Origin of the sequence: uncultured Lamprocystis sp. (assembly GCF_903933125.1) — a bacterium.
Classification (GTDB): domain Bacteria; phylum Pseudomonadota; class Gammaproteobacteria; order Chromatiales; family Chromatiaceae; genus Thiodictyon.
In genome coordinates this window covers 1-12,825 of record NZ_CAIZIZ010000319.1, presented here as the reverse complement: position 1 = coordinate 12,825, position 12,825 = coordinate 1, and the positions used below count along the sequence as shown (strand labels likewise).

Annotated in this window: 10 protein-coding genes; 6 read left to right on the top strand and 4 right to left on the bottom strand. The window is 63.4% G+C overall.

Features of this window, described 5'->3' with window-relative positions:
* Nucleotides 1-69 precede the first annotated feature (69 nt).
* On the bottom strand, nucleotides 70-933 hold the full coding sequence (trxA, locus tag QZY03_RS16405) for a thioredoxin (protein ID WP_295582900.1): 864 nt from the start codon (nucleotides 931-933) through the stop codon (nucleotides 70-72).
* A 185-nt stretch (nucleotides 934-1,118) separates the two neighbouring features.
* Nucleotides 1,119-1,751, bottom strand: coding sequence for an EF-hand domain-containing protein (locus QZY03_RS16400; protein ID WP_295582898.1), 633 nt, complete (start codon nucleotides 1,749-1,751; stop codon nucleotides 1,119-1,121).
* Between the two features lie 249 nt (nucleotides 1,752-2,000).
* Between QZY03_RS16400 and trxC the strand changes: the two genes are divergently transcribed.
* The 4 genes from trxC (at nucleotide 2,001) to greA (ending at nucleotide 7,768) form a co-directional block, all read left to right on the top strand.
* On the top strand, nucleotides 2,001-2,435 hold the full coding sequence (gene trxC / locus QZY03_RS16395; protein ID WP_295582896.1) for a thioredoxin TrxC: 435 nt from the start codon (nucleotides 2,001-2,003) through the stop codon (nucleotides 2,433-2,435).
* Between the two features lie 400 nt (nucleotides 2,436-2,835).
* Nucleotides 2,836-3,972, top strand: a complete 1,137-nt coding sequence (gene carA / locus QZY03_RS16390) for a glutamine-hydrolyzing carbamoyl-phosphate synthase small subunit (protein ID WP_295582894.1) — start codon at nucleotides 2,836-2,838, stop codon at nucleotides 3,970-3,972.
* Nucleotides 3,973-4,010: 38 nt separating this feature from the next.
* The gene (carB, locus tag QZY03_RS16385; protein WP_295582892.1) at nucleotides 4,011-7,217 is read left to right on the top strand and encodes a carbamoyl-phosphate synthase large subunit; all 3,207 of its coding nucleotides are present in this window, start codon (nucleotides 4,011-4,013) and stop codon (nucleotides 7,215-7,217) included.
* Between the two features lie 74 nt (nucleotides 7,218-7,291).
* The gene (greA, locus tag QZY03_RS16380) at nucleotides 7,292-7,768 is read left to right on the top strand and encodes a transcription elongation factor GreA (RefSeq protein WP_295582890.1); all 477 of its coding nucleotides are present in this window, start codon (nucleotides 7,292-7,294) and stop codon (nucleotides 7,766-7,768) included.
* A 311-nt stretch (nucleotides 7,769-8,079) separates the two neighbouring features.
* Here the strand turns inward: greA and QZY03_RS16375 are convergent, their stop codons facing one another.
* Nucleotides 8,080-8,526 carry a pilin gene (locus QZY03_RS16375; RefSeq protein WP_363170107.1) on the bottom strand — a complete coding sequence of 149 codons (447 nt, stop codon included), beginning with the start codon at nucleotides 8,524-8,526 and terminating at the stop codon, nucleotides 8,080-8,082.
* A gap of 206 nt (nucleotides 8,527-8,732) precedes the next feature.
* Here QZY03_RS16375 and hisG point away from each other — a divergent pair, with 206 nt between their 5' ends.
* Nucleotides 8,733-9,605 carry an ATP phosphoribosyltransferase gene (gene hisG, locus QZY03_RS16365; protein ID WP_295582888.1) on the top strand — a complete coding sequence of 291 codons (873 nt, stop codon included), beginning with the start codon at nucleotides 8,733-8,735 and terminating at the stop codon, nucleotides 9,603-9,605.
* Nucleotides 9,606-10,151: 546 nt separating this feature from the next.
* Nucleotides 10,152-10,346: a PD-(D/E)XK nuclease family transposase gene (locus tag QZY03_RS16360; protein ID WP_295582886.1), complete on the top strand. Its 195-nt coding sequence runs from the start codon at nucleotides 10,152-10,154 to the stop codon at nucleotides 10,344-10,346.
* A 437-nt stretch (nucleotides 10,347-10,783) separates the two neighbouring features.
* Here QZY03_RS16360 and QZY03_RS16355 read toward each other — a convergent pair whose 3' ends face one another.
* Entirely contained in the window at nucleotides 10,784-12,379 is a 1,596-nt protein-coding gene (locus tag QZY03_RS16355) for a sensor domain-containing diguanylate cyclase (protein WP_295582884.1), read from the bottom strand.
* Nucleotides 12,380-12,825: the final 446 nt, after the last annotated feature.

Below are 12,825 nucleotides of genomic sequence, written 5' to 3'. Positions count from 1 at the left end.
CGCGTGCCGACTTGGATCTGGCCGGATTAATGATCAAGGCCCCGCCCCCACAGGTTCACGGTGCAATTCTCAATAGAGCGCGGTCATCATCTTGGCGCGGTAGCGGGTCACCAGTTCGCCCTGACCGCCCAGCAGGTCGAAGATGGCGATCATCCCCTTGCGGCCGGCGTCGTCTCCATATTGGCGGTCACGCTTCATCAAGGCGAGCAACGCGTCCAGGGCGGCTTCGTAGTCGCCGGCCAGCACCCGGTGAGCGGCCAGTTGGTAGCGTGCCGCGCTGTCGGTGGGGTCGGCCGCCAGCCGCTGCTGCAAGGCGGCGGGCGGCGGGGCGCCGATCAGCGCCTCGGCGAAGCGCAGTTGGCCGCGCAGGGCGGTCACTTCCGGATCCTGGGCGAGTTCGAGCGGCAGCCGCTCCAACTGGGCAGCGGCCTCGGCGATGTCGCCGCGGGCCGCGGTGAGTTGGACTTCGGCCACCGCGATCCGCGCGTTGTCGGGCTCTTTCGCCTTCGCTTCTTCAATAACCGCGGCGGCGCGTTTGAGATCGCCGGCAGCGATCAGGCCCTGGGCCTGGGCCAGGAGTCCGTCGGCTGGCTTGGGCAGGTGCCGATCCAGGAATTCGCGCACCTGGGACTCCGGCAGGGCGCCCATGAATTGATCGACCGGTCGCCCGGACATGAACAACTGAACCGTCGGCAGGCTGCGAATGCCGAAATGGGCGGCCAGGGCCTGTTCCTCTTCGGTGTTGACCTTGGCGAGGATGAACTTGCCCGCGTAGGCGTCTGCCAGCTTGGCCAGCATCGGCATCAGTTGGCGGCAGGGCGCGCACCAGTCGGCCCAGAAATCCACCAGCACCGGGCGGTCGTAGGAGCCGTCGATGACGACCGACTCGAAGTTCGCGGCGGTGACGGTGACGACGTAAGGTGAATCGGCCATGACGTGTGACTCCGAGGCGTGGTGATCGGCGATTTTGGGCCAACGTGGGCGCGATCACGGCGGGAATCAAGCACGTGCGCCGACGGGTCCGCCGCGACGGAGACGTCTCAAGGCGGCCGATGAGGACTCGGTGACGAGCCGCCGAGCCGCGGCAGGGTCAGACTCGTCGCGGATGGACACCGATCTCAGCGCTGCGGCGCCATCGGCTGCGAATGCTGTGCCTGGACGGTGTAGAATTCCTCCGAACTGATCCGTTGATCGCTGTTGAGGTCAAGTGCAGCGAAGGGTGGGGCATTGCGCAGGCTGCCGAGCGGCAGACCTTCTTGTGACTTCTCTACGGCACGATTGGCTCGCGCGTCATTGAATTCGGACGGACTGATGCTGCCGTCGTGGTTTTCATCGAGATCGGCAAAGCTGGGCGGCGTCCCTTCCATACCGGTCCCCCGGCCATCACTGAGCCCCATTTGCACACCGGACCCCATGGTCCCTGGACCACCCGAGGTCGCGGGCGGTTGGACAGTCACGAATTCGGCTGGTGCGATCTGCCCATCACCATTCCGGTCGAAGGTCGCGAATGTCGTCGTATTGGCGACCCCGCCCATGGGCGCGCCCGCCGCCGCACGGTCCCTGATCTGCTGCGCATAAACCCTGTCGAACTCCTGCTCACTCACGCTGCCGCTGCCGTCCTGATCGTAGCTCGCGAACGGCAAGGGGCCGCCGACCACGCCGTCTTGAGCCTGCGCCGACGTGGCAAGGACGGCGCTCATGGCGGTGATCGCGATGCCAATGGCGAGGATGTTGGTCTTGTGATTCATCATTGTGCTCTCTGTCGAAGAAAAAGGTTCGAGACCATTCTCTTATAGGCTGGACCATCCGGCGGGTCGGTGCGCTGGCGTACAGACCCCATCGTCACGGTTCAAAAATAACCGGCACGTCCGCAGGTCGGGTTAGCGCGGCGTAACCCGACACCGGTCTCGCCTTTTGCCACTTGTTTCTGAACCGTTCCTTGTAGCATTCTGATTGAGGAACGAGGTTTTTCGAAAATCGCTGAATGTGAGGTCACTCCGATGTCCGAGAGTCTCCATGTCATCTGTCCGGCCTGCGACGCGGTCAACCGGGTGCCGCAAGCGCGCCTGGGGGCCGACCCAAAGTGCGGTCAGTGTCATCAACCGCTCTTTGTGGGGCATCCGGTCGCCCTCGACGAGGCCGGGTTTGCCCGCCATCTCAGCCGCAGCGATGTCCCCCTGCTGGTGGATTTCTGGGCTCCCTGGTGCGGCCCCTGCCGCGCGATGGCGCCGGCCTTCGAGGCGGCGGCGCGGGCCCTCGAACCGGCGTTCCGGCTCGCCAAGGTCAACACCGAGGAGGCGCAGGCGCTGGCCGCGCGATTGGGGATCAAGAGTATTCCGACGCTCGCCTTGTTCAAGGGTGGGGCCGAGGTGCGGCGTACCGCGGGTGCCATGGACACGCACGGCATCGTCGCCTGGGCGCGGCAGGGGCGGTGACGGCGGGGAGCCCTGCGGTGGATAGCCGCTTCAAGGTTCCTACGCATGTCTGCGACCGCATCACTGTGGACCACAAGTCTGAGCGGGCGCGATCCAAAATGATGCGGACGTGCCTGCCCTGACTGGCGGCGTAGGTACGTATCGCGTACCCAACCCCAGCAGTCGCTTCGGCCTGGCGGGTACGCGATGCATACCCCAGGGGATTTTCGTCAACCCATCATTTCTGATCGTCTGCGTCTGAGCGCGCGCGTGGACAGTTCAGCGTCGGATCTATAGAATCCCAGGCGGTTCGGTCCTCTGTCTGACCCAAACCTTTCTCGCGTGCGCCCGCTGACGTCCCGGTGGCCCCCGCGGCCCTAAAGTGTTGCCGGCGATGCCGTCTCCCGGTTCGGAGAAACCCTTGAATATGCCCGCAGTTCTGGTCCTGGAGGACGGTTCGGTCTTCCGGGGAACCTCGATCGGTGCCGCCGGTTCCAGCGTCGGTGAGGTGGTCTTCAATACCGCCATGAGCGGTTATCAGGAAATCCTGACCGACCCCTCTTACCTGCGCCAACTGGTGACGCTGACCTATCCGCATATCGGCAACGTCGGCGTCAACCCGCAGGACGAAGAGTCCGGGCGGGTCCAGGCGGCGGGGCTGATCATCCGCGACTTGCCGTTGCTGGCCAGCAATTTCCGCATGACCGAGCGCCTGGACGCCTACCTGGCCCGGCAGGGCGTGGTCGGCATTGCCGGTATCGATACCCGCCGCCTGACCCGCATCCTGCGTGAAAAAGGCGCCCAGAGCGGTTGTCTGATGGCCGGCGAGGGCATCGACGAAGCGGCGGCCCTGGGCGAGGCGCGTGGCTTCCCTGGACTCAAGGGCATGGATCTGGCGCAAGACGCCAGCACCGCGGAAGTCTATGTCTGGACCCAAGGCGTCTGGTCGCTGGTCCACGGGCATCAAGAAGTCGCGGGTGAACAGCCCTTTCACGTTGTTGCTTACGACTACGGCATCAAGCGCAACATCCTGCGGATGCTGGCGGCGCGCGGGTGTCGGGTGACGGTGGTGCCGGCCCGGACTCCGGCGTCCGCGGTGCTGGCCCAAGAGCCCGACGGAGTCTTTCTATCCAACGGCCCGGGCGACCCCGAGCCCTGCGACTACGCAATCACCGCGATTCGCGTGCTCCTGGAAACCCGTATCCCGGTCTTCGGCATCTGTCTCGGACATCAGTTGCTGGGTCTGGCGAGCGGGGCGCGGACCGTCAAGATGAAGTTCGGCCATCACGGGGCCAACCACCCGGTGCAGGATCTGAAGACCGGTCGGGTCATGATCTCCAGCCAGAACCACGGTTTCGCGGTGGACGAGACGAGCCTGCCGGCCTGTCTGGAGGCGACCCACCGCTCGTTGTTCGACGGCTCGCTGCAGGGCATCCACCACCGTGAGTATCCGGCTTTCAGCTTCCAGGGTCATCCGGAGGCCAGCCCGGGTCCCCACGACGTGGCGCCGATTTTCGATCACTTCATCGCGCTGATGAAAGAAAGAAAGCCGATCTGATTCATTCGCCTTTATTTGCGGCAAGATTTCTTTATTCCATGCCAAAGCGTACCGACATCCACAGCATCCTGATCATCGGCGCCGGTCCGATCGTCATCGGCCAGGCCTGCGAGTTCGATTACTCGGGGGCGCAGGCCTGTAAGGCGCTGCGCGAGGAGGGCTATCGGGTCATCCTGGTGAACTCCAACCCGGCGACCATCATGACCGATCCGGAGATGGCCGACGCCACCTATATCGAGCCGGTCACCTGGCGGGCGGTCGCCGCCATTATCGAGCAAGAGCGCCCGGACGCCCTGCTGCCTACTATGGGTGGTCAGACGGCGCTCAATTGCGCCTTGGATCTGGTACGCCGCGGGGTGCTGGAGCGGTTCGGGGTGGAACTGATCGGCGCTTCGCGAGAGGCGATCGATAAGGCCGAGGACCGCGACCTGTTCCGCAAGGCGATGCGGAAGATCGGGTTGGATATGCCCCGCTCGGTGATCGCCCATAGCATTGAGGAGGCGATGCAGGTGCAGGCTCCGATCGGCTTCCCCTGTATCATCCGGCCCTCCTTCACCATGGGCGGCAGCGGCGGCGGCATCGCCTATAACACCGAGGAATTCGAGGAGATCTGCCGGCGCGGTCTGGATCTCTCACCCACCCATGAGTTGCTGATCGAGGAATCGGCCCTGGGTTGGAAGGAGTACGAGATGGAGGTGGTCCGCGACCATGCGGATAACTGCATCATCGTCTGCTCGATTGAGAACTTCGATCCGATGGGCATCCACACCGGCGATTCCATCACGGTGGCGCCGGCGCAGACCCTGACCGATAAGGAATACCAGGTCATGCGCGACGCCTCGCTCGCGGTATTGCGCGAGATCGGGGTCGATACGGGCGGTTCCAATGTCCAGTTCGCCATCAATCCGGCGGATGGACGCATGATCATCATTGAGATGAATCCGCGGGTCTCCCGGTCCTCGGCATTGGCGTCCAAGGCGACCGGTTTTCCGATCGCCAAGGTGGCGGCCAAGCTGGCGGTGGGCTATACGCTCGACGAGCTGCGCAACGACATCACCGGCGGGTCGACCCCGGCCTCGTTCGAGCCCGCCATCGATTATGTGGTCACCAAGATCCCGCGGTTCGCCTTCGAGAAATTCCCACAGGCCAACGCGCGCCTGACCACGCAGATGAAGTCGGTGGGGGAGGTCATGGCCATTGGCCGCACCTTCCAGGAGTCCCTGCAAAAAGCGCTGCGCGGGTTGGAGACCGACCGTTACGGGCTCGATGAGATCGTCGATCTCAAACACCCCGATGCTCATAAGACGATCCGGCACGAACTGCGCCAGGCCGGGGCCGAGCGGATTTTCTATCTGGCGGATGCGTTTCGGGCCGGGATGGCGTGCACCGAGATCCAGGCCCTGTCGCAGATCGATCCCTGGTTCCTGGCCCAGGTCCAGGATTTGGTGGCCACCGAGGCACGGCTGCTGGAAGACGGTCGCGCGGGACTGGACGCCGCGCGGCTGCGCTCACTCAAACGTCAGGGTTTCTCCGACCGGCGCCTCGCCCGCTTGACGGGGGTGACCGAGGGCGAGATCCGCGACCTGCGCCGAACCTTGGGCGTGCGTCCGGTCTACAAGCGGGTGGATACCTGTGCCGCCGAGTTCGCCTCCAGCACCGCCTATATGTATTCCACCTATGAGGAGGAGTGCGAGGCGGCCCCGACCGACCGCAAGAAAATCATGGTGCTGGGCGGTGGTCCGAATCGGATCGGGCAGGGCATCGAGTTCGACTACTGCTGTGTCCATGCCGCCCTGGCCCTGCGCGAGGATGGCTATGAAACGATCATGGTCAACTGCAATCCGGAGACCGTCTCGACCGACTACGACACCTCCGACCGGCTCTATTTCGAGCCGCTGACCCTGGAGGATGTGCTCGAGATCGTGGACAAGGAACGGCCGCTGGGGGTTATCGTCCAGTACGGCGGTCAGACCCCATTGAAGCTCGCGCGCGCCCTGGAGGCCAACGGCGTGCCGATCATCGGCACGACGCCGGATGCCATCGACCGGGCCGAGGATCGGGAGCGGTTCCAGCAGTTGATCCATCAGCTCGGGCTCATGCAGCCGCCCAATACCACCGCGCGCAGTGAAACCGAGGCGGTGACCCTGGCCGCGGCCATCGGTTATCCGCTGGTGGTGCGTCCTTCCTATGTGCTCGGCGGACGGGCGATGGAAATCGTCTATGACGAGGCGGAACTCACCCGCTACATGCATCGTGCGGTGCGGGTCTCCAACGATTCTCCGGTGCTCTTGGACCGCTTCCTCGACGACGCCATCGAGGTTGATGTCGATGCCATCTGTGATGGCAAAGACGTGCTGATCGGCGGCATCATGGAGCATATCGAACAGGCCGGCGTGCACTCCGGCGACTCCGCGTGCTCGCTGCCGCCCTACACCCTGTCCCAGGCGACCCAGGACCGGATGCGCGTGCAGATGGCCCAGATGGCGCATGGTCTGAACGTGGTCGGGCTGATGAACGCCCAGTTCGCGATCAAGGGCGATGACATCTACATCCTGGAGGTCAATCCACGCGCCTCGCGTACCGTGCCCTTCGTTTCCAAGGCCATCGGGGTGGCGCTGGCCAAGGTCGCGGCGCGCTGCATGGTGGGTCAGTCACTGGCGCAGCAAGGGCACACCCGGGAAGTTCGACCCAAGCATTATTTCGTCAAGGAAGCGGTCTTCCCCTTCATCAAGTTCCCCGGTGTCGACACCGTGCTCGGCCCCGAGATGAAATCCACCGGCGAGGTGATGGGGGTGGGCGAGAGCTTTGGCGAGGCCTACGCGAAGGCCCAGGAAGGTGCCGGCACCTTATTGCCGGTCAAAGGCAAGGCGATGCTCAGTGTCCGCGCCGCGGACCGGGCGCGCCTGATCCGGGTCGCCCGTGACCTGCTGGCTCTGGGATTCACGCTCTACGGCACCAGCGGCACGGCCAAGTCGGTTCAGGCGGCCGGGCTGCCCTGCGTGATCGTCAACAAGGTGATGGAAGGCCGGCCGCACGTCGTCGACATGATCAAGAACAGCGAAGTGACCTTCATCGTCAACACCACCGAGGGTGCCCAGGCGATCGTGGATTCGGCCGAGATCCGCCGTGCCGCGCTCCAGCACAAGGTCAGCTATACGACCACCATCGCCGGGGCCGAGGCGGCGTGCCTCGCGTTGAAACAACTGGACATCCTGAGTGTCAATCGGCTACAAAATCTTCACTGAAGTGTTGGTCTACCCGCAATGGGACGCATTGGCCGGCTGATACAGGCTGGCGACGTAAAACGAGGATTCCATCAATGAGTAAAGTCCCTCTCACTGCCAGAGGCGCTGAGAAGTTGCGTGATGAACTGGAGCGGCTCAAGCGGATCGAGCGTCCGCGGGTCATCGCCGCGATCTCTGAGGCACGCGCCCACGGCGATCTCAAGGAAAACGCTGAATATCATGCGGCACGCGAGCAGCAGAGCTTCATCGAAGGCCGCATCAAGGACCTTGATGGCAAGCTCTCGAACGCTCAGGTCATCGACGTGACCAAGCTGCCGGCCAACGGGCGGGTGGTGTTCGGTGCGACGGTCGAAGTCCTCGAGGTGGAGAAAGACGAGGAGCTGACCTTTCAAATCGTCGGCGACGACGAGGCTGACCTGAAGCTGGGCATGATTTCCATCAGCTCACCCATCGCCCGCGCCCTGATCGGCAAGAGCGAAGGGGATGTCGCGCTGGTGGATGCCCCCGGCGGCAAGCGGGAACTGGAGATTCTCGGAGTCAAGTATATTTGATATACACGTTGTCGTTGTCGTTGTCGTTGTCGTTGTCGTTGTCGTTGTCGTTGTCGTTGTCGTTGTCGTAATCGTAATCGGATAAGCGATTAGAGTTTGGTGTGAGCAGCCGCTGTCTGTCCGCTTCGACTCTCGGCACAGCCTGGGCTTACAAAGCCGCCGGGGGTTTTAACGACTCGCCCGGCACGGGACCAGCGCATCCTCGCGGGGATCATCAGCTCGATTACGACAACGGCAACGACAACGACAACGACGGCGGCGCCCAAGGGCGTTACCTATTGGACTTGATTCACTTATTGGTGAACGGTTCCTTACCGGCAACTGCTCGGCAAATAGATGGGATCGATGCGCCAATCGATATTTCCGTCGCCGGAGTGACCGCGACAGGTCCACTGAACCGAACTGACAGCGATGGTCGGCACCAACCATAGAATGGTACCGTCGAGTTCGGCCCCGGCCTGGGCTCCGAACCAGACCTCGATCGCACCGCGCTGCTTGGACCAGTTGATCCTGGTGACCATGCCATTCCCGTTTTCGAGGTACTCAAAGTCGGCCGGGGGAAGCGCCCTGTTGGCGGTGATATAGTCCGCCAATTCAGTCTTGTAGCGTGTCGCGAAGACGATGCCTTCCGAGACTCGCGCGCGGACAGTGAACACCCCGTATGCGGGAATCGCCAGCGCAGCCAGGATGCCGATGATCGCCACGGTGATCATCAGTTCGATCAGAGTAAAGCCGGCCGTCTGGTGTCGGGCGATCATGGTTGTCTCGGTGGTGGCCTGATGATCAGTGTAGATCCTGCCGCTGCCGGCTGGAGGAACCCAGATCGCAGACTTGACAATCGAATCCTTGCGTTCGTCAGATGAACGAACCGCGGCGGGTCGCGGCCAGGACGATCGGCGGTGCCGACCGTCATCCGCAGGGTTCATAATCCCGGTTTCGATCAGCATCGCAGCAAGGTACGCAGATGACCAAACTGAAACTCGGCATCCCCAAGGGCAGCCTTGAAGAAGCCACCATTGCACTCTTCAAACAAGCGGGTTGGACCATTGCCCCGCGTTCGCGCAACTACTACCCGGACGTGGATGACCCGGAATTGGCCTGCGCCCTGGTGCGTGCCCAGGAGATGGCCCCTTACGTGGCCAACGGCACCCTGGATCTCGGGCTCACGGGGCTTGACTGGATCATGGAGACCCAGGCCGAGGTGTCGCAGGTCTGCACTTTAACCTATTCCAAGGCATCAAATCAGCGCAGCCGCTGGGTGCTCCTGGTGCGGGAGGACTCGCCGGTCCGGACGGTGGCGGACCTGAAGGGCTGCAAGGTGGCCACCGAGTTGGTCGGCTTCACCCGGCGCTATCTGGACGAGCGCGGGGTGGATGCCAGCGTCGAGTTCAGTTGGGGGGCGACCGAGGCCAAGGTGGTAGAGGGCCTGGTCGATGCCGCGGTGGAGATCACCGAGACCGGCAGCACCATTCGCGCCCACGGGTTGCGCATCGTCGAGGACCTGCTCTACACCGAGACCCGCCTGATCGCCAACCCGCGCGCCCTGGACGACCCGGTCAAGCGGGCCAAGATCGACCAGATCGCACTGATGCTCCAGGCGGCTTTAGCCGCGCGTCACAAGGTTGCCCTCAAACTCAATATCCGCGCGGCCCTGATCGACGAAATCGTCGCCCTGTTGCCGAGCCTGCACGCCCCGACCGTCAGCCACCTTTATGACCCCGAGTGGCTGGCGGTGGAAACCATCGTCGATGTCGAGGCGGTACGCACCCTGATCCCGCGGCTGCGTGCCGCCGGGGCCGAGGGTATTTTGGAGTATGAACTGCGTAAGATGCTCTGAGAATCGGCGCCCTTGGGGGCGCCGATCATGAGGGGAGAGGGCGATCGGGCGCGAAGTCCGATCGCCTCCGGTAAAGGTCGCGCAGCGACCCTGCGGGAGCGGCGTCCCGCCGCGACGGGCCGGGCGTGTACCCGCGGTGTTAAAGGTGTCCGCCGCACCGCACCGCGGCGGGCCGCCGCTCCCACAGGCAACCGTCAAGACTTGGGGTGGCAGGTCTCCACTTCCGGCCTTAATCATCGTTCCGGCCGGCCGCGGACGGGCCGCACAGCGGACCCTACGGTAACACCGTGACCTGTAGGGTCCGCTGTGCGGTGATCGGATCCACCGACCGGTCGACCGACGGGAAAACATACCACCACTTGAGTTCAAACGGCGCCCGCGGATACTTCCTCACCGACGACTCGGGCATCGACACCTCACAAAATCCCGCCGCCAGATTGCTTGCCAACTTCAAGGCCCTGCTGGGGGCAGAGTCCAATCGGGATCTGCTGATCCATTTCCTCAACGCCATCCTCGGCGCGGAGCTGCCCCGGTCCATCCGGGCAGTTGTATCAGGTCGAGGTCCAGATCCTCAATCATCGTGATCTGCCGGCGCGCATCCTCTACGGTTGGGCCGATCTCTACAGCGCGCAGATCAAGGAGGGCGAGAGCTACCGCAAGCTGCGCCCCACCTATGCGGAGTACTTCAGGGTCAGGTCTTTCCTTTTTCCTCCTTCCAGAGGAAACGGGGTCAGGTTCTGAGGTACCCCGGTGAACCTGAGCAAAAAAAACCAGCGAGTTAGTGGGTACTTGGGCTCAGGGGCGCTGCCAGCAATTGGCGGCATCTACGTCCAACTGATTGAGAACGATATTTTGTTGGGATATCTCAGGGTCTGCCCCCGGTTTCTCCGCTGCGCTTGTCCACCCTGCGAGGCCGCGTGGCCGGAACCGTGATCAAGGCCCCTGCGGGCCTTGATCATCGTTCGGGCCGCAAGATGACCGGAGGTCGAGGCTTTGCCGTGAAAGTCGTGCAGCGACCCGGTGGGAGCGGTGTCCCGCCGCGACGGGGCCGCGCGCGCGGTCACCGCGGCGTTCAAGGTCACCGCGGCACCGCATCGCGGCGGGACGCCGCTCCCACGGGGGCCTTTCATCTTCCCTCGGTGCGGGGTCCAAAGATCAGGCGCCGTGACGGCCCCACGTCAGACAGAGACTTCGGCAAGCTCCACACGGTTGCGGCCGGCGGCCTTGGCGCGGTACAGCGCGGCATCCGCCCGCTGCATCGCCGCGGCGGGGATAGTGTCGGTGCTCAGAAAGGTCGAACCGCCGCAACTCGCCGTGACGGTGAGTTGCAAGTCCCCCACGATCACGGGCGCGGTCTCGAGTTGGTGGCGGAACCGTTCAGCAAAGACGCGGACGCCGTCCAGGTCGCTACCACGCAGCAGGACGCAGAATTCCTCCCCGCCAATGCGGCCGGCGGTATCGGTCTGGCGCAGGGACGCGCGCAGGATGCGGCTGACATGCTGCAGGACCATGTCGCCAACGGCATGGCCATGGCCGTCGTTGACGCCCTTGAAGTGATCGAGATCCATTATCAGGATACCCACCGGCGGCGCGGGATGTCGCTGAAAGACTTGCCAATGTTGTTTCAGTTGATCCATGAAGAAGCGGTGATTGCCCAGCCCGGTGAGACCGTCGGTAGTTGCAAGTCGCTCCAGCAGCTCACGGGCCTTGGCGCGCTCGGCAAGGGATGTGGCGAACAGCCAACTGACCGCCGCCAAGAGGCCGATCAGGATGCCGGCAATGATGCCGTAACGGGTGGCCGTCTCGGTACCGAGGGCGGTCAGCTGCTGCGGGTGTACCCGCGAGATGGCCTTCCATAAATAGTTGTCTTGATGTACCCGTCCCTGACTGGGGCCGGCCGTCTCCGCCGTCCCGGTGCTGGATACTTCGCCGGATTTCAGGGGATTGAGAGTCCGCCAGGTCCACAGGCCGGAACTGGTTTGCAGTTGGCCCCGGTCGGCCGTGCCCAGCCGTGCCCAGACCTCCGGGTAGCGGTTCCCCAGGGTCAGCGACTGTTTGAACATGAAGCCCCATTCATCGGCCGGGTCGCTGCCTTTGAGCCAGTAGCCCTCACCATTCAACAGGGTGATGTCATCGCTCAAGCTGCCCGCGGCGTCGGCGAATTCGTCAAGCATGGTTCGTCCCAGGTAGTTCAGGATCACGATGCCGCGCCGCTGGCCCGCCGCGTCGACCACCGGGGTGGCGAACCTGAGCATGGGTTTGTAGGGCACCTCAATGGCGTTGCCCTCGATGTTGAGGTCCAGGGGCGACACGAATACCTGGCCGGGATTCAGTGCCATGGTGTCGGTGAAGAAATAGCGTGAACCCTTGTTTTGCAGGCGCTCCGTGGGGATCGCAACGGCCGCTCCGGCGACGCGATCGACGCGCACCCGCTCCAGACCCGTTTGATCGATCCAACGTATCTGGTCATAAAATCGGGCGGCATCCGAGAAGGCGATCAGGTCGCGGGTCAGGTAGCCCAACGCGGCGGGGCTGCCTTCGTTGAGCAGGACGCGCAGGGCCTCTTGGCTCGCGATATAGCGCAGGTCGCGATGGACCGTATCCAGGTGGCGGGTCAGTGCATTGGCACCCAGTCCTACGGCCAGTTCTTGCGTCGCCTGGAGGCGGACCATAGCCACGTCATCGTCCGTTTGTCGGAGATACCAGGCGCCAAGACCAATGAGCAGGGCCGAGGGCAGGAAGATAAGGACAAAATAGCTGAGTTTTCTGGGCATCGGAGTGCCTGGTGGATCGTCCGCGGAGACGACACGCTGTTCGTACCGATCCACCCCATGCACCTGGCCGGTCGCGGTCCTGCCGGCGCAAAAAAACCGGTACCAGCGGGGAGCCGGCAACGGAGAGGGGGGATAATCATAACCTTGCTCCTAAGGTAGGTCATGCACCGTCGGCTAAACCGTGCCGGTGGTCACACTGCCTTCACGGTTCTCGGCGCAATCCGCATTGATTGTAGCCTTCCGATCTGATATCCGGACTGACCCTTGGTGTAGGGGCGGGTTTGAAATCCGCCCCTAGCAGCCTGTCGGACTTAGCCCCTAGGATAAGGGCATGAGTCAACAAAAAGGCTTTTTGTTGCTCCACAATCTAACTTAGGTGATTTCCGACAATTTGGATACCGGTCAATGTAGGTGCGACTTCAGTCGCACCTGCGTCCGAATCGGTG